A 24055-nucleotide genomic window follows, 5' to 3' on the forward strand; every position below is an offset into this window, starting at 1 on the left:
CGGTCCCCCCTCACCGGGGAACCGGCGGCCCGCCGTTTCGCGCCCGGGGCGGGCCTCACGCCCTCGTGTCGGCCGGGCCCGGACGGGGCTCGTGCGGTTGCGTGCTCTGCCCCGGTACGGCGGCCCGCCCGGCCGGTGCGGCATGGGCGTGGGCCGGTGCGGCCGGTGCGGCGGCCTGCGCCGTGGGGACGGCCGGGTCGGCGGTGTCGGACGCCACGACGACGATCTCGTCCTCCGCGCTCCAGGAACGCCGTTCGCCCTTGTGCGGGTTGAGCCGGACCCCGTGGTCCGGCGCCATCGCCCGCCGGTCGTGACGGCGGTAGCCGATGGCGCACTCGCCCCGGTCGCGCGCGGCGGCCACGACGGTGGCGAAGGTGGCCTCCCGGCCCGGGCGGACGTAGGCCCCCGCCCCCCGCAGGCAGACCGTGCTGCCCTCGGCGGAGAACAACTCGTCGAACACCGGCGCCAGATGCCGGTTCTGCGCGATCTGCGCCATCAGCAGTCCGGTCAGCTGCCCGCTGACGATGACGTCCGAGCCGGGATTGACCGGCGCCAGCGGCCGGTTGCGGTCGTCGGTGAGTTCGGTGACCACGCCCAGCTCGCGCCCGGTGCGCTCCTCCAGCAGCCGCAGGGCCAGCAGCGTGACCAGCGTCCAGTCGTCGGGACGCTCCGGCCCTTCACCAGGATCGGGACCGAGGACCACCAGGCCGTCGTACGGGGCGAGGTCGAGCCCGAGGAGGGTTTCGGGCCGCGACAGCGCGGCCGAGTGGAACCGCACGCACAGCTGGCCGGCCGCCGCGTCCCCCGGCTCCGAGGCCGGCTCCGACGCGGGCCCCACCTCCGAGGCCGGCTCCGACGCGGGCGCCGGGGCCGGCCGCGACGGCGGGGCCGTGTCCGGTCCGCCGTGCGCGCCCGCCCCCGGTTCCGGCGCCCGTTCCGGCCCGGGCCCCGGTGCCGGCTCCCTCGGGCCCGGTACGGCCTGGTCCGTGATCACGTCGAGCACGGAACCGGGCCGGGCCGTGCGCCGCAACTGGCCGACGACCAGGGGCGCCCGCCGGTTCCAGCCCAGCAGCAGCAGGCGCGCGGCGGCCTCCGAGCTCGGCGGGCCCGAGGTGATCGCCGAGCGGTCGACGAGGTGCCGGCAGTCCGCCACCGGCGTCGTGTCGTCGTCCTGGGCGAGGACGATCAGGCTGCTGCCCGGCGCGACGACCGTGTCGGCGGGCGGATTCAGCAGCGTTCGTCCCTGGGGCGTGCGCAGGCCGAGTACGCACGACTCCGCGTGGGCGAGCAGGGTCGCGCCGAAGGGACGGCCGTGGAAGCCGGTCGCATCGGCGAGGTGGAACTCGTCGCCGGCGAAGTCGAGCAGGTCGCGCAGGACGAGGGAGAGGCCGGGGCGCCCGGCGCACTGGGCGATCAGCCGGGCCGTGACCGTGTCGCTCTGGAGGACCGTGCCGCGCGGGCCCGCCGCAAGCCGGGCCGGAGCGCGGTAGCGGTCGTCCCGCACCATCGCCAGCACCGGCGGCCCGACTGATCCGTCCGACACACCAGGCCCGCCCGGCCCGCCCGATCCGACCGGCCCGCCCGGCCCGCCCGATCCGACCGGCCCGCCTGGCCCGACCGGCCCGTCGGCGAGAACGGCTCGCAGGGCGAGCAGGATCCGCAGCACCTCCGCGTCGGCGGTCGCCTCCCCGGACGGCAGGACGAGCACCGTGCGCGCGGTGCGGGGGCTCACCACCGCGAGGACGGCCGGATCGCTCGCGGGCCCGCTGCGGCAGATGATCCGGGTACGCCGGCCGGGTCGGGTCCTCGCCGCGAGCGCACGCTCCATCTCGGTCTTGTCCCGGTCGGCGAGCACGACGATGGCGGAGGGCCGGTGCGCGGCCTGCGCGGCCACCAACTCACCCACCACCGTCGCCACCTGGTCCGACCAGCCCAGCACGACGACGTGGCCCTGTTCGAGGACGGTGGACCGGCCACGGCTCAACTCCGCCATCCGCTCGGTCAGTCCCGTGGTGATCACGCCGACGAGGGTGGACACGCACAGCAGGGCGACCGTGCCGAGCAGAGCCGCCAGCACCATGCCCAGCGGCGTGTCCGGCACCGTGCCCAGGCGCAGCGTCTCCGCGCTGGTCCGCCACGCGGCCGTCAGCCGGCCCGGCAGCGACCGCGGCGAAGTGGGGTCCGTCCACACCAGTACGGCGCTGACCGGGAGCACGAAGACCAGGCAGGTGATCACCAGCCAGCCCATCAGGGTGCCGGTGCTGCGCGCCAGCGTGCGGTCGAACCGGTAACGCGCCCGGTCGCGTAACGCGGACGTCCGCGACCCCTTCGGTCTTCCCACTCCCACCCCGCCCTTTGTGCCCTGCGCCGCGCTCCAGGCGGGTACGGCACCGCCCCGCCCACCACCGCACAGTGCCGCCCGCCGCACCGGAACACGCCGTATTCGAAGGCTGGTTCACCCTTTCGGGGAGGCGCACCGGCCAGGCGTACCGAGTGCGCCGGAGCGGACCGGCTCGCGGCTCGGGGAGCTCCGCGCCGCCCGGCGCGGGCCGGCTCGCGTGGATGCGGCTCCGCGCCGCCGGCACCGGACCGCCCCGGCCTCCCGCGTCTCTTCGCCGCCGCCCACCCGGGCCCGCTGTCACACCCCTCCCGCACACTGGACGGCATGGACTTCACGATCAGGCGGGCGGAGCCGGGCGAGTACGCGCGCATCGGCGCGATGACGGTGGACGTGTACATCGGGGAGGGCCTGGTGGCGCCGGACAATCCCTACGGAGAGCAGTTGCGGTCCGTGGAGATACGGGCGCGGGAGGCGGAGGTGCTGGTCGCGGCGGACCCCGACGGCACCCTGCTCGGCGCGGTGACGTACGCGGGGGACGGCGGCCCCTGGGCCGAGGTCGCGCGGGCCGACGAGGCGGAGTTCCGGATGCTGGTCGTCGCGGCGGCGGCCCGCCGGCGCGGGGTTGGCGAGGCGCTGGTGCGCGCCTGCCTGACGCGAGCGCGCGAGGCGGGCCACCGGGGGGTCGCGCTGTCCACGGAGGCCCGCATGACCTCGGCGCACCGGATCTACGAGCGGCTCGGGTTCCTCCGGGATCCCTCGCGCGACTGGTCGCCGCGCCCGGGAGTGGACCTGCTGGTCTACGCGTTGGCGTTCTCCTAGACCGGTCCCCGGGACGCGAGCCTGCCGTATCGGGCGCGTGCGTCGCGGACCCGAACGGGCCGCCGGCGGGCCCCGGCGCGCGGGGCGCCCGGAGCGCGTCGGCCGGGCCCGGCCCCTCAGGACACGGCCAGGGGCCCCAGCCGGGTCTGCGCGAGATCCAGCCACCGCTCGACGTCGGCGGGGCCGTGGTGCCGGACGGCCCAGTCGGCGAGGCGCAGGCTCATGTGGGCCCACAGGGGCAGCAGGACTGCGGGAGGCAGCGCGTCGAGCACGGCGTCCAGGCGCTCCACCACGCCCGGTTCGCACTGCAGTCCTTCGAGTCCGAAGCGCAGGGTGACGAGGTCGAGCCGCCGGTCCCCCCGCCCGGCGCCGTCCCAGTCGACCACTCCGCTCAGCGAGCCGTCGGGGGCGGCGAGCATGTTGCCCGGATGGAAGTCGAAGTGCACGGCGTCGTCCGGGGGTCCGGGGCCCGCGGCGACGGCACGTACCCGCCGCTCCAGCGCGGCCGTTCGCCGGCTGTGCTCGCGCAGGGGCCCGTGCAGACAGAAGCCGGGGCCGTCGTCCTGGAGGTGGAGGCCGACCCGCGGGATGTCCGGGCGGCCGGCCAGCCGGCCCGCCATCGACTCGCTGAGTGCGAGCGCCCGGTCGAGGGCGGTACGGGTGAACCGCCGCACGGCACGGCCGGGCAGCACCTCCTGGACGATCACCGCGGCGTTACCGGTCCGGGCCGCCAATTCGGTTGCGGGGCACGGGAATCCGTCGCCGCGCAGCAGTTCGCAGACGGCGAGCGGTCCGGCGCGCAGAGCGGCCACGGAGGTGTCCGGCCGCCAGGTGAGCACGGACCGGTGACCGTCCTGCCACCGCACGTACGCGGCCCCGACCTCCCCGCCGCCGCAGGGCCCCTCGACCGTCAGCCGGACCCCGGTTGCGGCATACACACCCTCGGCCGCACGCGCCGCGTCCAGGGGCCGCACCCGCCGCGCGGAGCCCACCCGCTCCCCCGTGTCCGGTCCTCCGGCGGCTCGTTCCCGGGCGTCATCCGCACCGCGAGGCAGCGCTCGGGACGCGCCGGGCCCGGGGTCGCGAGCGGTCACGGGAAGCACCTCCTCCGGCTCCGAACGATATCCCAGCGGGCCGACGGCACGGCACGCGAACCGCCACGCGACACAACATCTAGTGGTCGTTGCGCGCTGCGCCCCCAGATGTATGCTCATGCCGCTGCCGCCGCAGGGGAATCCGGTGTGACTCCGGAACTGTCCCGCAACGGTGTACGCGGCGTGCCCCGGCACGCCCGCACAAGTCCGAGTACCTGACGGCAGCCGCCCCGGCGCGGTGCCGGGGCCGCCAAGGACGTCCGGGTCTCGTGGAGCGGGCCGGTGGACGCGGTGGTGCCCTGCCCTGCCCGGGCCGGTGCCCCCGTCGCCGCGCCCTGCCTCGCCTGGCCCGCCCAGCGAGGAGAGCTCTCAGCGTGACCATCGCACCCGCGGAACCCGTCTCAGCGCGACTGCTGAGGATCCTCGGCGACCTCAGCGCCGACCTGCCCGATGTCGAGCCCGGGCGGGTGGCCGCCGCCGCGCTGCGCGGCCGCAGCGCCCGCGCCGACTCGGCCGAACTGCGGGGCCTCGCGACCGAGGCCGCCGCCGGGCTGATCCCCGAGGACCCGGCGTACGGCCGCCTCGCGGCCCGGCTGCTGGCGCGCGCCGTGACGGAGGAAGCGGCGGGCGAGGGCGCCGTGTCGTTCTCGGCGTCGATCGCGGTCGGCCTGCGCGAGGGGCTGATCGGGGACCGTACCGCCGCGTTCGTCGCCGCCCACCGGGTGGCGCTGGACGCGTTGGTGGACCCGGACGCGGACGACGGTTTCGAGTACTTCGGCCTGCGGACCGTGTACACGCGCTACGTGCTGCGCCATCCGACGACGCGCCGGGTGATCGAGACGCCCCAGCACTTCCTGCTGCGGGTGGCGGCCGGGCTCGCCCGGGACACCTCCGAGGCGGCGCTCGCCGAAGTCGCGGAGCTGTACCGGCTGATGTCGCGCCGGGAGTACCTGCCGTCCTCCCCCACGCTGTTCAACTCCGGCACCAGCCACCCGCAGATGTCGTCGTGCTACCTGCTGGACTCGCCGCTGGACGAACTGGACTCGATCTACACCCGATACCACCAGGTGGCCCGGCTCTCGAAGCACTCCGGCGGCATCGGGCTGCCGTTCTCGCGGGTGCGGGCGCGTGGTTCGCTGATCCGGGGCACCAACGGGCTGTCGAACGGCATCGTCCCGTTCCTGCGGACCCTGGACGCCTCCGTCGCCGCCGTGAACCAGGGCGGCCGGCGCAAGGGCGCCGCCGCCGTCTACCTGGAGACGTGGCACGCCGACATCGAGGAGTTCCTCGAACTGCGGGACAACACCGGTGAGGAGGCCCGCCGCACCCACAACCTGAACCTGGCGCACTGGATCCCGGACGCGTTCATGCGCCGGGTCGCCGCCGACGAGGACTGGTCGCTGTTCTCGCCGTCCGACGTGCCGGAGCTGACCGACCTGTGGGGCGATGCCTTCGACGCGGCGTACCTGGCCGCCGAGCAGGCCGGTCTCGCCCGCAAGTCGCTGCCCGCGCGGGAGTTGTACGGCCGGATGATGCGCACCCTCGCGCAGACCGGCAACGGCTGGCTGACCTTCAAGGACACCGCGAACCGCACCGCCAACCAGACGGCGGAGCCGGGCCGGGTCATCCACTCCTCGAACCTGTGCACCGAGATCCTCGAAGTCACGGACGACTCCGAGACCGCCGTGTGCAACCTCGGCTCGGTCAACCTGGGCGCGTTCGTCGCGAGCGGCCCTTACGCCGGGGTGGACACGGCCCTGGACTGGGTGCGTCTCGACGCGGCCGTCCGCGTCGCCGTGCGCTTCCTCGACCGCGTCGTTGACCGGAACTTCTACCCGACCGAGGAGGCCGGGCGGTCCAACTCCCGCTGGCGGCCGGTCGCCCTGGGCGTGATGGGCCTGCAGGACGTGTTCTTCACCCTGCGGCTGCCGTTCGACTCGGACCCGGCCCGGGAACTGTCGACCCGGATCGCGGAGCGGATCATGCTCACCGCGTACGAGATGTCCTGCGACCTCGCCGCGGCGGACGGTCCGTTGCCCGCCTGGCGGGAGACCCGCGCGGCGCGCGGTGTGCTGCACCCGGACCACTACGCCACCACGCACCACTGGCCCGAGCGGTGGCAGGCGCTGCGTGCCCGCGTCGCGACGACCGGGATGCGCAACGCGCTGCTGCTCGCGATCGCCCCGACCGCGACCATCGCGTCGATCGCGGGCGCCTACGAGTGCATCGAGCCGCAAGTCTCCAACCTGTTCAAGCGCGAGACGCTGTCGGGCGAGTTCCTCCAGGTCAACCCGTACCTGGTGGCCGATCTCAAACGGCTAGGGCTGTGGAGTGCGGCGACCCGGCAGGAACTGCGCGACGCCAACGGCTCGGTGGCGGGCGTCCAGGGGGTGCCCGCCGGACTGCGGGCGCTGTACCGCACGGCGTGGGAGCTGCCGCAGCGGGCGCTGATCGACCTGGCGGCGGCCCGTACGCCCTACCTCGACCAGGCCCAGTCGCTGAACCTGTTCCTGGAGACACCGACCATCGGCAAACTCAGCTCGATGTACGCGTACGCCTGGCGGCAGGGCCTGAAGACGACCTACTACCTACGCTCGCGCCCGGCGACCCGCATCGCGGGCGCGGCCACGGCCCGCGCCACCACCGCTTCCGTACCGCCGCAGACGGCCCCCGGCCCGGTTCCCGCGCTCGCGCCCGTCGCCGATCAGGACGCCGTCGCCTGCTCCCTCGAAAACCCCGAATCCTGCGAGGCATGCCAGTGAATCCCCCCGCCACACCCGCCACCACCGCCACGGGCCCGGCCGGCCCCGCCGGATCGCCGGCGGCCCCGCGCAGGGGCAACCTCCTCGATCCCGGGTTCGAGCTGACCCTGCGGCCGATGCGCTACCCCGACTTCTACGACCGCTACCGCGACGCGATCAAGAACACATGGACCGTGGAGGAGGTCGACCTGCACTCCGACGTGGCCGACCTGGCGAAGCTCTCCCCCGCCGAGCAGCACATGATCGGCCGCCTCGTCGCGTTCTTCGCCACGGGCGACTCGATCGTCTCCAACAACCTCGTGCTGACCCTCTACAAGCACATCAACTCGCCCGAGGCGCGCCTGTACCTGTCCCGGCAGCTGTTCGAGGAGGCGGTGCACGTGCAGTTCTACCTGACGCTGCTGGACACGTACCTGCCCGATCCGCAGGACCGTACGGCGGCCTTCGCCGCGGTCGAGAACATCCCCTCCATCCGCGAGAAGGCGCGGTTCTGCTTCGAGTGGATGGACGCGGTGGAGAAGCTGGACCGGCTGGAGAGCAGGGCCGACCGCCGTCGCTTCCTGCTGAACCTGATCTGCTTCGCCGCGTGCATCGAGGGCCTCTTCTTCTACGGGGCCTTCGCGTACGTCTACTGGTTCCGCAGCCGCGGTCTCCTGCACGGCCTGGCGACCGGCACCAACTGGGTCTTCCGCGACGAGACGATGCACATGAGCTTCGCCTTCGACGTCGTCGACACCGTCCGCGCCCAGGAGCCGGACCTCTTCGACGACGAACTCCAGGAGCAGGTGACCGCCATGCTGCGGGCGGCCGTCGAGGCCGAGCTGCAGTTCGGTCGCGACCTGTGCGGCGAGGGCCTGCCGGGCATGAACACCGACTCGATGCGGCAGTACCTGGAGTGTGTCGCCGACCAGCGCCTTGAGCGGCTGGGCTTCGCGCCGGTGTACGGCTCCGAGAACCCGTTCTCCTTCATGGAGCTCCAGGGCGTCCAGGAGCTGACGAACTTCTTCGAGCGCCGTCCGTCGGCGTACCAGGTCGCGGTGGAGGGTTCGGTCGACCTCGACGAGGATTTCTGACCGTCCGTTCCGAACGGGTCGACCGAACGTCACTGATGAGAGCCGGTCCGCCTGGGCGGGGCGGTGGGAGCCGGGCCGCCCGGGCGGCCCGGCTGCCGTCACGCGGCCGCTCCCGTGCCGCCAATACCCTTTCCAATTCCCGTCCATGGAGCGGCAAAGTTCTGCCAGCACGGCTGTTCGAGGCCGCCGGGTCCGGCTACGTTCTGGCCGTCCCGCCGAGTCGCCACCCAGCGGCACGGCAGGACGACTGAATTGGCATGTCCATGACGCATATGGACCGGTCTCCCGACGGTTCGCGCTACGCGCGTCACGAGCCTGCCCTTCAGAGCGCCGAGAACCCTCATTTCCGGCTGTGGCACCGCGGCCCCACCCGGGCCTCGCGGTACCGGCCTCGAATCGATGGAGGCGACACCCCCATGCGTTCCCAGCGCCCGATACCCTCAGGCAGACCCGCCCGGAGCCTGCGAAGACTCCTCACCAGGGCCCTTCCGGCCCTCGCCCTCGGCCTCGCCGGCTTCGCGGCGGCCCCGGCCGCCGGCGCGCAGCCCGCACCGGCTCCCCAGGTCTCCCAGGTTTCCCAGACCACCCAGAACGCCAGGGCCCTGACCGACCCCGCCCGGCAGGCGGTGCACGCGACCGGCACGCCCGGCCAGAAGGTCGCGACCGAGCACCTGTGCGCGGAGGCCACCCGGCCCGGCACGATGTCCTGCTTCGCGCAGCGCAGGACCGACATCGCCCAGAAGCTCGCCGCCGCGGTCTCCCCGAACGCGGTGTCCGGCCTGAGCCCGGCCAACCTGCACAGCGCCTACAACCTGCCCTCGACCGGTGGCTCCGGTCTGACCGTCGCCCTCGTCGACGCGTACAACGACCCCAACGCCGCCTCCGACCTGGCGACGTACCGCTCGCAGTTCGGCCTGTCCGCCTGCACGGTCGCCAACGGCTGCTTCAAGCAGGTCAGCCAGACCGGTTCGACCACCTCGCTGCCGACGAACGACAGCGGCTGGGCCGGCGAGGAAGCGCTCGACATCGACATGGTCAGCGCGATCTGCCCGAACTGCAAGATCATTCTGGTCGAGGCCAACTCGCCGACCGACGCCAACCTCGGCGCGGCGGAGAACGAAGCGGTCGCGCTCGGCGCGAAGTTCGTCTCCAACAGCTGGGGCGGCGACGAGTCCTCCTCGCAGACCGGCGAGGACACCTCGTACTTCAAGCACCCGGGCGTCGCGATCACCGTCTCCTCGGGTGACGAGGCCTACGGTGCCGAGTACCCGGCCACGTCCCAGTACGTGACCGCCGTCGGGGGCACCGCGCTGACCACCTCGTCCAGCACCCGCGGCTGGAGCGAGTCGGTCTGGAAGACCAACAGCACCGAGGGCACCGGCTCCGGCTGCTCCGCGTACGACGCGAAGCCCACCTGGCAGACCGACACCGGCTGCTCGCGGCGTATGGAGTCCGACGTCTCCGCGGTCGCCGACCCCGCCACCGGCGTGGCGGTCTACGACACCTACGGCGGCTCCGGCTGGGCGGTCTACGGCGGCACCAGTGCCTCGTCCCCGATCATCGCCGGTGTCTACGCGCTGGCCGGCACCCCCGGCTCCGCCGACTACCCGGCGAAGTACCCGTACACCCACACGTCGAACCTGAACGACGTGACGAGCGGCAACAACGGCTCCTGCTCCCCCTCGTACTTCTGCACCGCGGGCAGCGGCTACGACGGCCCGACCGGCTGGGGCACCCCCAACGGCACGGCCGCCTTCACCGCCGGCACGAGCACCGGCGGCACCGTGAGCGTCACCAGCCCCGGCAACCAGTCCACGACGACGGGCAGTTCGGTGAGCCTGCAGATCGCGGCCAGCGACAGCACGGGCGCGGCCCTCACCTACAGCGCGACCGGCCTGCCGACCGGACTGTCGGTCAACGCCTCGACCGGACTGATCTCCGGCACGGCGAGCACCGCGGGCACCTACGCCGTCACCGTCACCGCGAAGGACAGCACGGGCGCCTCCGGTTCGGCCTCGTTCACCTGGACCGTGAGCACCTCCGGCGGCGGCTGCACCTCGGCGCAGCTGCTCGCGAACCCGGGCTTCGAGTCGGGCAACACCTCGTGGACCGCGTCGAGCGGCGTCATCACGACCGACTCCGGTGAGGCGGCGCACGCCGGCTCCTACAAGGCCTGGCTGGACGGCTACGGCGCCACGCACACCGACACGGTGTCCCAGTCGGTGAGAATCCCCGCGGGCTGCACGGCCAAGTTCACCTTCTACCTGCACGTCGACACGTCGGAGACCAGCACCAGCACGGCCTACGACAAGCTCACCGTCACCGCCGGCTCCAGCACGCTGGCGACCTACTCCAACCTCAACAAGGCCACGGGTTACACGCAGAAGACCTTTGACCTGTCCTCCTTCGCCGGTTCCACCGTCACGCTGAAGTTCAGCGGCGTCGAGGACTCCTCGCTGCAGACCAGCTTCGTCGTGGACGACACCGCCCTGACGACCGGCTGAGCCAGGAGGGGGCCCCGGCCGCAGCGGCGGCCGGGGCCCCCTCACGCGTCACGCGGGCCCGATGGATCCTGATCCACCGGTGGCACGTCCCACCCGCAAGGAGGCCACCCCCATGCGTCGAACGACCTGCGCCAGGACCATCGCCCTCACGGCTCTGACCCTGCTCCTCGCGGGCTGTGGAACACCGGGCGGAAGTGAGGCGGGCAGCAGCGGCACCGCATCACCGTCGTCCCCGGGACCGCCCGCGTCATCGCCCCTGCCTTCACCGCCCTCTTCGTCGTCACCGCCCCCTTCGCCGTCACCGTCGTCCGCGCCCCCGACACCGCCACCGTCCTCGTCCCCGCCCGGCCGGGGCTGCGCGACGGCGCAGCGGGAACTCGGGGCGGCCGACACCGGTCATACCTTCTGCCTGGCGGCCGGGGACACGATCCGCGTCTTGCTGGACGGCACCACTCCCAGGCCCTGGCAGCCCGTCACGCGTGACGGCAGCGGCCTGGAGCCGACCAGCGGCGGCATCGTCCACCGGGCGGGGGACGCGTCCGCCGCCTACCGGGCCGTGTCGGCCGGGACGGTCCGGCTGACCTCGTCCCGCCCGTTGTGCCCGCACGAGCCGGGCCGGATCTCCTGCGGGGGACTTCAGGAGTGGACCGTCACGGTGGTCGTGACGAGGGCCTGAGTCCGCGGTGGCCGCCCGGCGTCCTGACGGGCGGCGGCCCTGAGCTGACGGTCCACCCGCCGCTCGTGGGCGAGTCCGAACAGGGACGGGAGCGCCACGAGCACGAAGATCCCGAGGTCGATGAGGATGCCGAGGAAGTTGTCCACAGTTGCGTTCATGAACACCAGTGTTCCGCCGCTGACTCCTTACCGTCAGTGGCAGAACTGCCGTGCACCATCGCATTACTGCCATCGTCGTGCACACTGGTGGGCATGCTGAACAACGTGGCCGCCGTCCTGCTCGACGGCGTGCACCCCTTCGAACTCGGCGTCGTGTGCGAGGTGTTCGGCCTCGACCGCAGCGACGAGGGGCTTCCCGTCTACGAGTTCGCGGTGGCGTCAGCCGAGGGCCCGACACTCTCCACCCACTGCGGCTTCACCATCGGGAACCTGCACGGCCTCGACCGGCTCGACGCCGCTGACCTGATCTGCGTGCCCGCGGGCAACGACTACACGCGCCGCACGTTCCCGCCGCAGCTGCTGGACGCGCTGCGCCGGGCCGTGGACCGGGGCGCCTGGGTCCTGAGCGTCTGCACGGGCGTCTTCGCCCTCGGCGCGGCGGGCCTGCTCGACGGCCGCCGCTGCTCGGTGCACTGGCGGCAGGCGGACGAGCTGCGACTGGCCCACCCGCGCGCCGACGTCCAGCCGGACGTGCTCTACGTGGCGGACGGCCCGGTCATCACCTCGGCGGGCACCGCCGCGGGCATCGACGCCTGTCTCGAACTCGTCCGCCTCGAACACGGGCCCAAGGTGGCCAACGCCATCGCCCGCCGCATGGTGGTCCCGCCCCATCGCGACGGCGGCCAGGCGCAGTTCATCGAGCGGCCGGTGCCGAGGAACAGTTGCGACACGGTCGGCGGGGTGCTGGCGTGGATGGAGCGCCATCTGGACCGGGAGATCACCGTCGAGCAGCTGGCGGAGCGGGCGCACATGGCGCCGCGCACCTTCGCCCGTCGCTTCCAGCAGGAGACGGGCACCACGCCGTACCGCTGGCTGCTGCGCCAACGGGTGCTGCTGGCACAGGAGTTGCTGGAGGGTACGGAAGAGACGGTGGACGCGGTGGCGGGCCGGGCCGGCTTCGGCAACGCGGCGACACTGCGCCACCACTTCCTGCGGACCCTGAGCACGACCCCGCACGCCTACCGGCGCACGTTCCGCGGCGCGGACGCGCCGGACGGCACCCGGCCCGTCGCCGGCCGAACGCCCCAACGGGCCTGAGCGCCGGACCGGTTGCCCGGCGTTCACCCCGGGCGCCGGCCGGCCGCGTCAGTCGTTGGCGACGGTCTCGTAGCGCGGGGTGCCCTCGGCCATCTGCTTCAGGGCGTCCTTGCGGTCACGCTTGGAGAGGCGGTCGATGTACAGGTACCCGTACAGATGGTCCGTCTCGTGCTGGAGGCAGCGCGCGAAGTAGCCGGTGCCGCGCACCGCGATGTCGTTGCCCCGCAGGTCCTGTCCGCGCACCTCCGCGTAGTCGGTGCGGGCCAGCTCCGCGTACGCGGTCGGCACGGACAGGCAGCCCTCGTTGGAGTCGTCCAGCCGGCGCTGTTCCGGGTCCAGGTCGACCAGCACCGGGTTGCAGACGGCGCCCACGTGGCGCACACCGTCGTCGTCCTGGCAGTCGTAGACGAAGACCTTGTAGTCCACGCCGATCTGGTTGGCGGCGAGGCCGACGCCCTCGGCGGTCCGCTGGCTCGCGAACATGTCGTCGACCAGCTGGGCCAGCTCAGCGTCGAACGCGGTGACCGTACGGCACTCACGGTGGAGCATCGGGTGCCCCACGACGGTGATCGGGCGGGACGTGCCGCGCTCCCGGTGCGCGCTCTCGCGCTCCTCGGCGTCCACCGTGTCCACGACGAACCCGTCCTCGTCCGTCGCGAGGACGCCCTCGCCGATCCGCTGGTCCGTCTCCTGCTGCGTCATGTCCGCAGTTGCCTTCCTGGGTACCGTTGTGCCGCTTGGCGCACCGCGCCCGGGCCCGCGCGGGGCCGCGCGATGTGCCCGTACAGCCTAAGGGCAGGTCCGAGGGGACGGCGCCCGCCGAGGACACCACGGGCCCCGGAAGGTCCCTGAAGCCGGGCCACCGCGGCCTCGGCCGTCCGGGCCCGACCAGGTCAGCAGACCTCTTCGAGGTCGCGCCACTCGCGGCTGTCGGGGCTGTCCGCCACCCAGCCGTCGAGCAGACCGCGCACCAGCCCCTGGGGCGCGGCGATGCCGCACTCGCGCTCGGGCGTCCACAGCTCCCCGGGCGTGCGGTGCCCGAGCGGACCGGGGTGGCCCGGCTCACTGTGATCGTGCGGGTCGAGGTACTCGCCCTCGCCCTCGGCGCTCGGCATCCGGCTCTCCGAGCACGTACGGCACAGCAGCCGCACCGACGACGACCAGTCCTCGGCGGCGAACCCGGCGTCCGCGGCGAGCTGCTCCAGCGCGTCCCGGTCCTCCTCGGCCGCCGCCTCCAGCAGCACCACCCAGGTCGGCACGGGCGACGGGGCCCACAGCTCGATCTCGTCGAACACCGGATACACGTGCGGCGATCCGTCCGAGGAGCCGGCTGTGGTGCGCTCCCCGTTCGGCACCCCGTCGTGCAGGACGACCTCGCCCCAGCGCCTGCCGGACGACGGCAGCGGGATCGACAGCACCTCGATACGCGCCGGATCGAGCCTGCGGCCCCACACGACCTCGGCCTCGCCCTCCGGGGAGAGCCGCACCGCCGCACTGCCGAGGTCCATGCCCTCCGGCTCCTCGGCCGCCTCCGCGCTGTGCGGGCTGCCCGGCACGTTCAGGCCGTACGCCTGCCAGGCGCGGCGCGCCAGCGGCCAGTCCTGCAGGGCGGTGGCGGAGATGCCGACGTTCCACCAGTCGGGGGCCCCGGCCTCCTTGTCCAGCAGCGCCACGGCCCGCAGTCCCGCCGCGCGCGCCTGGTCCCAGTCGTGCCGGAACTTGTGCAGCAACGCCAGGTTGAACCAGGACTCCGACAGCCACGGCTCCATGTCGGCCGCGCGGGTCAGCAGCGCGCCCGCGTCGTCGTACCGGCCGTCACCGATCAGCGTGAACGCGCGGTCGGTGGCCTGCCGCCACGAGGCGGAGGGCCGATGCCGTACCTTCCCGAAGATCCTCACGATTCCCGCCTGCCGGTCGCTCGGGTCATTACCCCAGGACACTGTCTTCTTCGCATCCAACCATGCCGGATGCGTGCTCTCTACTCACGGGCTACCCAGCCGGAGCCCCGGTAAGACCGCCTCGTGCGAGGACACGTGCGAGGGATTCCACCACGTCGGGGTGGTAGTCACGCGCCGTGCCCAGCCGCAGACGCTCCAGTGCGTACAGCGGCCCGCTCGGGCAGCGGTTGTCACCTGCCAGGTCGTCGTACGCGTTGACGGCGCGGACGATCCGGGCGGGCAGCGGCTGCTCACCGTACGGATCGGCCTGCCGCTCGACGACGACGGCCACCGCGGGCGCCACGCCGGTCTGCCGCACGACAGCCCCGCCGAGCAGGGCGATCCGCCGCTGCTCGGCCGCGGGCAGCGACGCGGTCGCCCCCTCGGGCACCGGGTCGACCAGCGACAGCTGGCCGATATCGTGCATCAGCGCCGCGTACTCCAGAACGGTCAGCTCGCGTCCCGACAGGCCGAGGTCCCGCCCGACGGCGCAGCTGAGCTCGGCGACCCGGCGGGCGTGGCCCTGCCGGGTGTAGCCGGCTATCTCGGTCGCGCGCGCCAGCGAGGCGATCGTCTGCCGGTAGGTGGTGCGGATGGCCGCGTACCGGCGGAAGGAGAGCTGGGTGAGCAGCAGCGGCACACAGAACACCGGCAGCGCCCACAGCCCGGCCACGGCCACCCCGAGCGCTATCACGACCCCCGTGGCGCAGACCGCCGGCGCGATGCCGACCAGTGAGCGCAGCTCCTCGCGGAGCAGCGGCCCGAAGGGGTCGGTGCTCCGGGCCCGGCGCAGGACGGCGGAGAGCACGGCGTCGCACAGGGCGGTCAGCACGAGCAGCAGCAGGAGCAGGGCCACGTAGGAGGACCCGCCGAGGACGTACCAGGGCTGGAAGCAGGCCGCCGCGAACCCGACCGTGAGGGCGCGGCGGGCGAGGTGGTCGAGGGAGAGCCCGTGCGGGGCGCCCCCGGCGAGGGTGGCGGCGAACGTCACGGCGACCGTCTGCAGCACGCCGTGCCCGGCGAGGCGCCCCGCGCTCTCCCCGAGCAGCGCGTACGCGAGGGCGCCCGCAGCGCCGAGCGGCGCGGACTCCCGCTCGCCGGGGCCCGCGCCCCACCGTGCGGCCTCCCCCACGGCGATGAAGAGGCCGAAGGCCAGGGCGTTGCGCGGATCCGCCATCCCGTGCCACAGGGTCCCGGCCAGGGCCAGGGCGACGAGGACACCGGCCGGCGCGCGCACCGTGTAAAGCGCCCCGCGCCGGGCCCTCACGGCCGCGCCCCCGCGCGAACGGCGGCCGCGGCCGGGACGCGCCGACCAGGCCGCCCGCCCCGCTCCCCGCGCGCCCCGGCCCCGCTCCCGGGGGCCTTCCGCCCGGTCTCCGCGCCCGCGGCGTGCGCCGTCCGCCCGCCATGTCCCGCCGTCCCCCCGTCTCACGCCGGCCCCCCGCCGCGTCCGGCAGGGGCTGCGGCGGGCCCGGTCCCGGCACCGGAATCCTCACCGGAAGCGGGCCCTTCCACGGTGTGCGCGCCGGGGCCCGGCACCGTCGTGGCCGCCGTCGTGCCCACCGCACCCGCGCCCCGGCCACCCGGCCGCCCGACGCCCGGCGCGGTACGAGCGGAAGCCGGAGCGCCCGCCCCCGTCTCGTCCGCCGTGACCGTCGTCTCCCAGCCGTGCCGCGCCAGCGCCCGTACCAGCGCCCCGACCATCGCCGGGTCGAACTGCGTGCCCGCGCACCGCCGCAGCTCCGCGACGGCCGTCCCCACCGGCCGGGCCCTGCGGTACGAGCGGGTCGACGTCATCGCGTCGAACGCGTCGGCCACCGCGACCACCCGCGCGAACTCGGGGATCTCGTCGCCGCACAGCCCGTGCGGGTAGCCGGTGCCGTCCAGGCGCTCGTGGTGGTGCAGGATCGCGGACCGCGCCTGCCCGAGGAACCCGATGCCGCGCACGATCTCGTGCCCGTACTCGGGGTGCAGCTCGATGACCCGGCGCTCCTGCTCGGTGAGCGGCCCGTCCTTGCGCAGCACCCGCGTCGGCACGCCCAGCTTGCCCACGTCGTGCAGGATCCCGGCGAAGCGGAGCGCCTCCAGCCGGTCCCGGTCCATGCCGAGTTCCGCCGCGATCATCGCGGAGGCCCGCCCCACCCGCTCGCTGTGGCCGCGCGTGTACTTGTCCTTGATGTCGACGGCCTGTACGAGAGCCCTGATCGTGGCCTGGTGCGCGGCCCGCTCGCGGTGGTACTGCGCGAAGACCCAGCAGGAGACGGACATGGGCAGCAGCACGAACAGCGACGACAGCGGCCCGTAGGGGCCCCGCCACAGGACCGCCATCATCAGGCCGGCCAGTGCGTGCACGCCGTGCGCGGCCAGGGAACGCGGCAGCAGCCCGTGCCAGGCGGCGCGCAGCGGCACCCGCTCCGCCGTGGCGAGGATGCCCGCGTCGAGTGCGGCGAGGACCAGGCAGAAGGCGAGCGCGGCGACACCGGCGGGCAGCAGGACGTACGGGAAGTCGGGAGTGGTCAGCCCGTAGCCCCCGCCGCCGAGCGCGACGGGGCCGCCGAAGGCCGTCTGGGCGCGGGCGGCGGCCCAGGTCGCCACCGCCAGCTGCGCGGCGCGCCACAGGCGCCGCGTCGCGTACGGGCGCCGCTCGACCCGCCCGAGCAGCGCGCCCGGCACGGCCACCAGCGCGGCGGCGGCGGGCGGCAGCAGGAACGCCGCCGCCAGCAGTACGGGGAAGAACGATCCGGCGGCGACCGGCGCCGTGGCGTCCGGGGAGCCGCCCGCGGTCCGCAACCGGAGAAGGAGGCGCGTGGGGACCGGCGTCTCGCACAGGGCATAAAGAAGGGCGAGCGGGATCACCGCTCGCCAGGGTGTTCCGGCCCCGAGGGCGCCGGGCAGCACGCAGACGCCCGCCAGCAGCGCCGTGCCCAGCACATACGCGCGCGCCGCGCCCGGAATGGCCTTCACGGCGTCCCCCGCCCCCTCGTCGTCCCCACCCGCCGTCCGGACTCGACCGGAGGTGCGAGCATCCGGGACCGAACAACGGGCCAGGCTAGTGACGTGGCGGGGGCGCCGTGGGCCGATGCGCCCGATTAGCACCTTCGGGTGACAAGGGCCCCGGTTCGCCTGCGCGCGGCCGTTCGAGAGCTGTACGTGGTGTACGTCGGCGCGGTACCCCGCACGGTCGCCGGCCGACCGTGGCGGAGGGCGCTATTCCGCGGTGGCGCGGTGGGAGTCGGCGTCGGTGGAGAGCTCGACGTCCGGCGGGGTCTGGCCCGACCTGATCAGCTGGATCCGGCCCATGACCTTGTCGCGCAGGTCCGAGGGGACGTCGTCGTGGCCGCAGCAGCGCTTCACGAGCTTCTTGACGGCCTGCTCCAGGCCGTACTTCTCCAGGCAGGGGGAGCACTCCTCGAAGTGCACCTCCAGCTTGTGCCCCTCGCCGGCGGGCATCTCGTGGTCGAGGAACTCGTAGAGGTGGTCGAGTACCTCGGCGCAATCCGTCTCATGCGGCTCTCCGCAGCTCATGAGTCCGCGCCTTTCCCGTTGTCGGACGACTTACCGGCAGCACCCGCCGGGACGAGCCCCCGGTCACGGGCGTAGTCCTCCAGCATTCCGCGCAGCTGGCGGCGGCCACGGTGGAGCCTGGACATCACCGTACCGATGGGTGTTCCCATGATGTCCGCGATCTCCTTGTAGGCAAAGCCCTCGACATCGGCGAGATACACCGCGATGCGGAACTCCTCCGGGATCGCCTGGAGGGCCGTCTTGACGTCCGAGTCGGGCAGCCGGTCGAGCGCCTCGGCCTCGGCGGAGCGAAGGCCGGTGGACGAGTGCGACTCAGCTCTCGCCAGCTGCCAGTCCTCGATCTCCTCAGCGGCACTGCGCTGGGGCTCGCGCTGCTTCTTGCGGTACGAGTTGATGAACGTGTTCGTGAGGATGCGGTACATCCACGCCTTGAGGTTGGTGCCCTCGCGGAACTGGTGGAAGGAGCCGTACGCCTTGGCGTACGTTTCCTGCACGAGGTCCTCCGCGTCCGCCGGGTTGCGCGTCATGCGCAGGGCGGCCGAGTACATCTGGTCGAGGTAGCCCAGGGCGTCGCGCTCGAAGCGGGCGCTGCGCTCGGCAGCGGTCTCTTCGATGTGTCCGTCGTCCGTCGTCCCTGCTTCAGTCCCAGTGACCGGACCCACCTCCTCCAATGCGGTCGCGGAGCCGAACCCGACCCCACTCGCATCGGAGAATAGTCGACCATCGTGCTTCGAGGTCTGCTGGTCCGGCGTGGCGGCACCCAGCACTCGGCTGCTCGCCCCGGCGGACATCACCGCCCAGTCCATGCCGTTCGCACCGGGGCGCGCGGCATCGGAGCGGCTGGGACACATGATGGAACCCATGAGGCGGGACTCCCTCTTCCTGCTCGGTTCACCGGCCGACCGTACCGGTGCCTCTCACAACAGCAGTCACTCAGCGGGCATTCCCCAGTCCCGCGAGCCACGTGGCGACCCCTTCGGTGAGGGTCCGCAGGGCGTCGTCCTGGGTCAGGGGCGCCCGTTTCGGGACCGCGAAGCCGTGGTCGCCGTACGCGATCTCCAGCAGCTCGAAGTCGCCCTCGGGATACTCGGCGGGCTTGCCGAAAGGGTCGGCGCCGCCCTGCACCACCAGGGTGGGCAGGTCGGTGGAGAACAGTTCCTCGTCCCGTGACTTCTCCGGCCGGCCCGGCGGGTGCAGCGGGAAACTGAGCGCGAGCACCGCGTGGGCGCCGAGCCCGGCACCCGTACGGCAGGCGACGCGCGCGCCCGCGCTGCGGCCACCCGCGACGAGGGGCAGCCCCCGGGCCCGCTCGACGAGCGTCGGCCACAGGGCGCGCCAGGCGGTGTCCAGCGTCCTGGGCGCGGGCGCCACCTTCTTGCCCGCGACACGCCAGGGCTGCTCGACGAGGGCCACGGTGAACCCGTCGAGCGGCAGCGCGGCGGCGAGCGCGCTCAGGTCCCGCGCCTCGATGCCGCCGCCCGCGCCGTGGCCGAGCGTCAGGACGAGCCGGGGGTCGTGCGACGGGCACCAGGTGATTCTGGCGGGTCCCGCGGGGGTGTCGACGGTGATGCGTTCGACGGGGGCGGTGGTACGGCTGCTCATGCGCCCCATGGTGCCTCGCAGGCGCCCGTGGCGGCGTCCGCGCCCGCGTGCACGCGCCCGCGGGCGCGCGCTCGTACCGCCCGGACGGGGAGCGGGCGGGGGAACACGGCCACTGGCCGCGGCCACGGCGGCTCAGAAGAGGGTGGTCTCCTCCGGTGCCTCCAGCTCCTCGACCAGCTCGGGACCGTTGTTGCGGACGTCGGAGACGGCCGCCCTGACGGGGTACGCGCGCATCAGCCCCGCCGGCGGCGGTGCCAGCAGCGGCCGCAGCTCGTCCACGTCGGTCCTGGCCGGGTCGAGCCACGCGTCCCACCGGTCGGGGGTCAGCATCAGCGGCATCCTCGGGTGGATGTCGGACAGCGAGCGCGGCCCCTGCTCCGGGGCGGCGGCCAGCGGCGCGGTCTCCGCCTCCGTCGTGATCACCGTGCAGGTGACCCACCAGGCGCGCGGATGGTCCCCCGGCAGGGTCGTGTCACGCCAGAACTCGTAGAGGCCGGCGAGCGCCATGACCGACCCGTCGGCGGGGGTGACGAAGTAGGGCTGCTTGCGGGGGCGCTTCTTCTTCCCCTTCTCCTCCAGCTGCCGCTCGTCGGCGCCGGTCATCCACTCGTAGTAGCCGTCCGCGGGCAGGATGCAGCGCCGGGCCCCGAAGGGCCGCCGGTACGAGGACTTCTCGTGGACGGTCTCGGCGCGCGCGTTGATCAGGCGGGCACCGCCGTCGGGCGTCTTCGACCAGGAGGGGACGAGACCCCACTTCAGCGTGCGCAGCTGGCGCACCGCTCCGGCGCCCGGGTCGTCCTTGGGGACGCGCTCCAGGATCGCCCGTACCTCCTTGGTCGGCGCCACGTTCCAGTCGGGCGCGAAGCTCTCCTCGGGGTCCCACCGCTCGACCCCGAACACGCTCCGCAGCTCCTCGGGCGCCCTGCTCGCCGCGTACCGGCCGCACATGTCCGTCCACCACCCCTCAGGCCTGCTGCCGCAACGCTAGGTCATCGCCGGGGCGGGAGCCAAAGCCCCGCCCCGGGCGTTGCCGGGAGGCCCTGGCACACTGCCAGCTCACCCACCCCGCCCGGACAGGAGCGCGCCATGGACGATCTGTGGGACAGGATCTTCGGGACCCAGCCGGGGCCCGACATCTGGCTGGTGGTGGCGACGGGGGTGCTGGCGCTGCTCTGCGTGACACCGCGCGGGCTCTGGCGTGTCACCCGCAACGCGGTGACGATCGCGCACGAGGGCGGCCACGGACTCGTCGCGCTGGTCATGGGCCGCAAGCTGGACGGCATCCGGCTGCACTCGGACACCTCGGGCCTGACCGTGAGCCGGGGCAAGCCGACCGGCCTCGGCATGATCCTCACGGCCGCCGCGGGTTACACGGCACCGCCGCTGCTGGGCCTCGGCGGCGCCTGGCTGCTGGCGGCGCACCACATCACGCTCCTGCTGTGGTCGGCGACGGTCCTGCTGGTCGCGATGCTGGTGATGATCCGCAACGCGTACGGGGTACTGACGGTGCTCGTCGCGGGAGCCGCGTTCGTCCTGGTCTCCTGGCTGACCGGGCCGGCGGTGCAGGCGGCGTTCACCTACACGGTCGTCTGGTTCCTGCTGCTGGGCGGTATACGTCCGGCCTTCGAGCTGCAGGCCAAGCGGCGCGCGGGCGGGGCGGGCGACTCGGACGCGGACCAGCTGGGGCGCCTGACCGGGGTGGGTGCGGGCCTCTGGTTCTTCCTCTTCCACGTGGTGTCCCTGTGCTGCCTGATCGGCGGCGGGCGCTGGCTGCTCGGCCTGTGAGGGGCCCCGGCACCTGCCCACGGCAGCAGGGCGGGCCCGACCGGGCCGCCCCAAACGCGCACCCTGCGCTACCACGGCCGGATTACGCCCCTGTTTCGGCGTTTTTGGCAGGAATCCCCCTTCGGGCGCAGCCACTAAAGTGAAGGCCATGACCGACAGTCCCGCGCAGCCCGCCCTCTGGCCCGCCCCCCATGCGACGGGGCCCGTCGAAGCGACGGTCACCGTGCCCGGTTCCAAGTCGGTCACCAACCGGGCGCTGGTGCTCGCCGCCCTGGCCGCCGAGCCCGGGTGGCTGCGCCGCCCGCTCAGGTCGCGCGACACCCTGCTGATGGCCGACGCGCTGCGGGCCATGGGCGTGGGCATCGAGGAGACGGTCTCGTCGTCCTCGCAGTCCTCACGCGGCATGGGCGACACCGGCGAGGCCGCCACCACCGGCGAGGCGTGGCGGATCATCCCGGCCGGCCTGCACGGCCCGGCGGACGTCCACGTCGGCAACGCGGGCACCGTGATGCGGTTCCTGCCGCCGGTGGCGGCCCTCGCGGACGGCCCGGTGAGCTTCGACGGCGACCCCCGGTCCTACGAGCGGCCCCTCGGCGTCGTCATCCAGGCGCTGCGGGCGCTGGGCGCGCGGATCGACGACCACAACCGGGGCTCACTGCCGCTGACCGTGCACGGCTGCGGCGTACTCGACGGCGGGCGGGTGGAGATCGACGCCTCCGCCTCGTCCCAGTTCGTCTCGGCACTGCTGCTGTCCGCGCCCCGCTTCAACCAGGGCGTGGAGGTACGGCACGTCGGCGGCGCCCTCCCGTCGCTGCCGCACATCCGGATGACGGTCGACATGCTGCGTGCCGTGGGCGCGCGGGTCGACGAGCCGGAGACCGGCGGGGAGCCGGACGTCTGGCGGGTGCGCAGCGGGGCCCTGCTCGGCCGGGACCTGACGGTCGAGCCCGACCTGTCCAACGCGCAGCCGTTCCTGGCCGCGGCGCTGATCACCGGCGGCCGGGTGACCGTCCCCGACTGGCCCACCAACACCACGCAGCCGGGCGACGCGCTGCGGTCGATCTTCACCCGGATGGGCGGATCCTGCGGCATCGTGTCCACGCACGAGGGCACCGCGCTCACCTTCGCCGGCTCGGGGCGCGTGCACGGCATCGACGCCGACCTCAGCGCGGTCGGCGAGCTCGCCCCCGGCATCGCCGCCGTGGCCGCGCTCGCGGACTCCCCGTCCACACTGCGCGGGGTGGCGCACCTGCGGATGCACGAGACGGACCGGCTGGCCGCGCTGACCAAGGAGATCAACGAGCTGGGCGGTGACGTCACCGAGACGCCCGACGGCCTGGTCATCCGGCCGCGCCCGCTGCACGGCGGCGTCTTCCACACGTACGACGACCACCGGATGGCGACGGCGGGCTCGGTCCTCGGCCTCGCCGTTCCCGGCATCGAGATCGAGAACGTGGCGACGACGGCGAAGACCCTCCCCGACTTCCCCCGCATGTGGACCGAGATGCTGGCGGGCGCCGCAGCGGTCGCGGGGGTCTGACGCGATGCGCCGCTACGGCAAGAACCCCGACGAGGACGACATCCGCACCCGCCCGAACCCGAAGGGCAGCCGACCGCGTACGAACATCAGGCCGAAGCACGAGGACGCGTCCGAGGGCATGGTGCTGACCGTGGACCGGGGCCGGCTGACCTGCCTGGTCGGCGAGCGGGTCGTGATGGCGATGAAGGCCAGGGAGCTGGGCCGCAAGGCCGCGGTCGTGGGTGACCGGGTGAGTATCGTCGGCGACCTGACCGGCGCGAAGGACACGCTCGCGCGGATCGTGCGGATCGCGCCGCGCACCTCGCTGCTGCGGCGCACGGCGGACGACGACGACCCCTACGAGCGGGTGATCGTCGCCAACGCCGACCAACTCGCGATCGTGACGGCCCTCGCGGACCCGGAGCCGCGCCCCCGGCTGATCGACCGGGCGCTGGTGGCCGCGTACGACGGCGGGCTCGAACCACTGCTCGTCCTGACCAAGTCGGACCTCGCGTCGGCGGAGCCGCTGCTGGAGACGTACCGCCCGCTCGGCGTGCGCTACGTCGTCACCCGACACGACGAGCTGGCGGGCGGCGCGGACGCCGAGCGGGTACGGGAACTGCTCAAGGACCGGACGACGGCGTTCGTCGGGCACTCCGGCGTCGGCAAGACCACACTCGTCAACTCGCTGGTGGCGGACGACAGGCAGCGGATCACGGGGCTGGTCAACTCGGTCACGGGACGCGGCAGGCACACGACGGTCTCCGCCCTCGCGCTGCCGCTCGCGAAGGCAGACGGCTGGGTCGTCGACACGCCCGGCATCCGGTCGTTCGGGCTGGCGCACATCGACCCGTCGCGCGTGATCCTCGCCTTCCCCGACCTCGTGCCGGGCACGGAGGGCTGCCCGCGCGCGTGCAGCCACGACGAGCCGGAGTGCGCGCTGGACGCGTGGGTGGCCGAGGGCCACGCGGACCCGGCCCGGCTCTACTCACTGCGCAGGCTCCTCGCCACGCGGGAGCGGCACGAGGGCGACTGACCCCGCCCGGCGCGCGCCGGTGCCCGGCGCCTGACGCCCCGACAGAACACGGGTCCGCGCGAAAAGTTTGCCTCCCCCCGGCGCTGGTAAGTGCATAATCGCACCAAGCGAGACGAAGCAGTCACC

Annotated in this window: 20 protein-coding genes and 1 riboswitch; of the genes, 9 read left to right on the forward strand and 11 right to left on the reverse strand. The window is 73.7% G+C overall.

The window, feature by feature from the left end:
* Window positions 1-55: 55 nt before the first annotated feature.
* Entirely contained in the window at window positions 56-2341 is a 2286-nt protein-coding gene (locus tag OG310_RS11200) for a CASTOR/POLLUX-related putative ion channel (protein WP_329455731.1), read from the reverse strand.
* A gap of 324 nt (window positions 2342-2665) precedes the next feature.
* On the opposite strand from OG310_RS11200, the gene OG310_RS11205 reads away from it, so the two are divergent.
* The gene (locus OG310_RS11205; protein ID WP_329455732.1) at window positions 2666-3160 is read left to right on the forward strand and encodes a GNAT family N-acetyltransferase; all 495 of its coding nucleotides are present in this window, start codon (window positions 2666-2668) and stop codon (window positions 3158-3160) included.
* Window positions 3161-3276: 116 nt separating this feature from the next.
* Here OG310_RS11205 and OG310_RS11210 read toward each other — a convergent pair whose 3' ends face one another.
* Window positions 3277-4254 carry a phosphotransferase gene (locus OG310_RS11210; protein WP_329455733.1) on the reverse strand — a complete coding sequence of 326 codons (978 nt, stop codon included), beginning with the start codon at window positions 4252-4254 and terminating at the stop codon, window positions 3277-3279.
* A 111-nt stretch (window positions 4255-4365) separates the two neighbouring features.
* Window positions 4366-4491: riboswitch (cobalamin riboswitch) on the forward strand.
* A 137-nt stretch (window positions 4492-4628) separates the two neighbouring features.
* Here OG310_RS11210 and OG310_RS11215 point away from each other — a divergent pair.
* The 4 genes from OG310_RS11215 to OG310_RS11230 all read left to right on the forward strand — a co-directional run bounded on the left by OG310_RS11215 (window position 4629) and on the right by OG310_RS11230 (window position 11269).
* Entirely contained in the window at window positions 4629-7016 is a 2388-nt protein-coding gene (locus OG310_RS11215) for a ribonucleoside-diphosphate reductase subunit alpha (RefSeq protein ID WP_329455734.1), read from the forward strand.
* Between the two features lie 116 nt (window positions 7017-7132).
* Complete coding sequence (locus OG310_RS11220; RefSeq protein WP_329460126.1) at window positions 7133-8089, forward strand: ribonucleotide-diphosphate reductase subunit beta; 957 nt, start codon at window positions 7133-7135, stop codon at window positions 8087-8089.
* Between the two features lie 416 nt (window positions 8090-8505).
* Window positions 8506-10593 (forward strand): putative Ig domain-containing protein, encoded by a 2088-nt coding sequence (locus OG310_RS11225; RefSeq protein ID WP_329455735.1) that lies wholly within the window; start codon window positions 8506-8508, stop codon window positions 10591-10593.
* 112 nt (window positions 10594-10705) lie between these two features.
* Entirely contained in the window at window positions 10706-11269 is a 564-nt protein-coding gene (locus OG310_RS11230; RefSeq protein WP_329455736.1) for a hypothetical protein, read from the forward strand.
* Here the strand turns inward: OG310_RS11230 and OG310_RS11235 are convergent.
* On the reverse strand, window positions 11230-11427 hold the full coding sequence (locus tag OG310_RS11235) for a hypothetical protein (RefSeq protein ID WP_329455737.1): 198 nt from the start codon (window positions 11425-11427) through the stop codon (window positions 11230-11232). The two genes, OG310_RS11230 and OG310_RS11235, sit on opposite strands and share 40 nt — an antisense overlap.
* A 93-nt stretch (window positions 11428-11520) precedes the next feature.
* On the opposite strand from OG310_RS11235, the gene OG310_RS11240 reads away from it, so the two are divergent.
* The gene (locus OG310_RS11240) at window positions 11521-12525 is read left to right on the forward strand and encodes a GlxA family transcriptional regulator (protein ID WP_329455738.1); all 1005 of its coding nucleotides are present in this window, start codon (window positions 11521-11523) and stop codon (window positions 12523-12525) included.
* A gap of 48 nt (window positions 12526-12573) precedes the next feature.
* Here OG310_RS11240 and def read toward each other — a convergent pair whose 3' ends face one another.
* The 8 genes from def to OG310_RS11280 form a co-directional block, all read right to left on the reverse strand.
* Entirely contained in the window at window positions 12574-13227 is a 654-nt protein-coding gene (def, locus tag OG310_RS11245; RefSeq protein ID WP_329455739.1) for a peptide deformylase, read from the reverse strand.
* A gap of 191 nt (window positions 13228-13418) precedes the next feature.
* Complete coding sequence (locus tag OG310_RS11250) at window positions 13419-14423, reverse strand: tetratricopeptide repeat protein (RefSeq protein ID WP_329455740.1); 1005 nt, start codon at window positions 14421-14423, stop codon at window positions 13419-13421.
* Window positions 14424-14514: 91 nt separating this feature from the next.
* Window positions 14515-15699 carry an HD-GYP domain-containing protein gene (locus OG310_RS11255; RefSeq protein ID WP_443078604.1) on the reverse strand — a complete coding sequence of 395 codons (1185 nt, stop codon included), beginning with the start codon at window positions 15697-15699 and terminating at the stop codon, window positions 14515-14517.
* Window positions 15700-15890: 191 nt separating this feature from the next.
* Entirely contained in the window at window positions 15891-17426 is a 1536-nt protein-coding gene (locus OG310_RS11260; protein ID WP_329455741.1) for an HD-GYP domain-containing protein, read from the reverse strand.
* Between the two features lie 243 nt (window positions 17427-17669).
* Entirely contained in the window at window positions 17670-17987 is a 318-nt protein-coding gene (rsrA, locus tag OG310_RS11265; protein ID WP_329455742.1) for a mycothiol system anti-sigma-R factor, read from the reverse strand.
* Window positions 17984-18649 carry a sigma-70 family RNA polymerase sigma factor gene (locus OG310_RS11270; protein WP_329460128.1) on the reverse strand — a complete coding sequence of 222 codons (666 nt, stop codon included), beginning with the start codon at window positions 18647-18649 and terminating at the stop codon, window positions 17984-17986. The genes rsrA and OG310_RS11270 overlap by 4 nt, the downstream gene beginning before the upstream one ends.
* Window positions 18650-18920: 271 nt before the next feature.
* The gene (locus OG310_RS11275) at window positions 18921-19589 is read right to left on the reverse strand and encodes an alpha/beta hydrolase family protein (protein WP_329455743.1); all 669 of its coding nucleotides are present in this window, start codon (window positions 19587-19589) and stop codon (window positions 18921-18923) included.
* A 132-nt stretch (window positions 19590-19721) separates the two neighbouring features.
* Entirely contained in the window at window positions 19722-20537 is an 816-nt protein-coding gene (locus OG310_RS11280; protein WP_329455744.1) for an SOS response-associated peptidase, read from the reverse strand.
* A 138-nt stretch (window positions 20538-20675) separates the two neighbouring features.
* Between OG310_RS11280 and OG310_RS11285 the strand changes: the two genes are divergently transcribed.
* The 3 genes from OG310_RS11285 (at window position 20676) to rsgA (ending at window position 23929) form a co-directional block, all read left to right on the forward strand.
* Complete coding sequence (locus OG310_RS11285; RefSeq protein ID WP_329455745.1) at window positions 20676-21374, forward strand: M50 family metallopeptidase; 699 nt, start codon at window positions 20676-20678, stop codon at window positions 21372-21374.
* A gap of 148 nt (window positions 21375-21522) precedes the next feature.
* Window positions 21523-22914 carry a 3-phosphoshikimate 1-carboxyvinyltransferase gene (gene aroA / locus OG310_RS11290; RefSeq protein ID WP_329455746.1) on the forward strand — a complete coding sequence of 464 codons (1392 nt, stop codon included), beginning with the start codon at window positions 21523-21525 and terminating at the stop codon, window positions 22912-22914.
* A gap of 4 nt (window positions 22915-22918) precedes the next feature.
* On the forward strand, window positions 22919-23929 hold the full coding sequence (gene rsgA, locus OG310_RS11295; RefSeq protein ID WP_329455747.1) for a ribosome small subunit-dependent GTPase A: 1011 nt from the start codon (window positions 22919-22921) through the stop codon (window positions 23927-23929).
* The last annotated feature ends 126 nt before the right edge of the window (window positions 23930-24055 follow it).

Origin of the sequence: Streptomyces sp. NBC_01497 (assembly GCF_036250695.1) — a bacterium.
Taxonomy (GTDB): domain Bacteria; phylum Actinomycetota; class Actinomycetes; order Streptomycetales; family Streptomycetaceae; genus Streptomyces.

What these genes read in the sequence shown, in the direction of transcription:
- OG310_RS11275 (WP_329455743.1), bottom strand. Translation starts at nt 19,589, where the DNA reads ATGAGCAGCCGTACCACCGCCCCCGTCGAACGCATCACCGTCGACACC.
- aroA (WP_329455746.1), top strand. Translation starts at nt 21,523, where the DNA reads ATGACCGACAGTCCCGCGCAGCCCGCCCTCTGGCCCGCCCCCCATGCG.
- OG310_RS11235 (WP_329455737.1), bottom strand. Translation starts at nt 11,427, where the DNA reads ATGAACGCAACTGTGGACAACTTCCTCGGCATCCTCATCGACCTCGGG.
- OG310_RS11240 (WP_329455738.1), top strand. Translation starts at nt 11,521, where the DNA reads ATGCTGAACAACGTGGCCGCCGTCCTGCTCGACGGCGTGCACCCCTTC.
- def (WP_329455739.1), bottom strand. Translation starts at nt 13,227, where the DNA reads ATGACGCAGCAGGAGACGGACCAGCGGATCGGCGAGGGCGTCCTCGCG.
- OG310_RS11230 (WP_329455736.1), top strand. Translation starts at nt 10,706, where the DNA reads ATGCGTCGAACGACCTGCGCCAGGACCATCGCCCTCACGGCTCTGACC.
- OG310_RS11205 (WP_329455732.1), top strand. Translation starts at nt 2,666, where the DNA reads ATGGACTTCACGATCAGGCGGGCGGAGCCGGGCGAGTACGCGCGCATC.
- rsrA (WP_329455742.1), bottom strand. Translation starts at nt 17,987, where the DNA reads ATGAGCTGCGGAGAGCCGCATGAGACGGATTGCGCCGAGGTACTCGAC.
- rsgA (WP_329455747.1), top strand. Translation starts at nt 22,919, where the DNA reads ATGCGCCGCTACGGCAAGAACCCCGACGAGGACGACATCCGCACCCGC.
- OG310_RS11285 (WP_329455745.1), top strand. Translation starts at nt 20,676, where the DNA reads ATGGACGATCTGTGGGACAGGATCTTCGGGACCCAGCCGGGGCCCGAC.
- OG310_RS11220 (WP_329460126.1), top strand. Translation starts at nt 7,133, where the DNA reads ATGCGCTACCCCGACTTCTACGACCGCTACCGCGACGCGATCAAGAAC.
- OG310_RS11280 (WP_329455744.1), bottom strand. Translation starts at nt 20,537, where the DNA reads ATGTGCGGCCGGTACGCGGCGAGCAGGGCGCCCGAGGAGCTGCGGAGC.
- OG310_RS11225 (WP_329455735.1), top strand. Translation starts at nt 8,506, where the DNA reads ATGCGTTCCCAGCGCCCGATACCCTCAGGCAGACCCGCCCGGAGCCTG.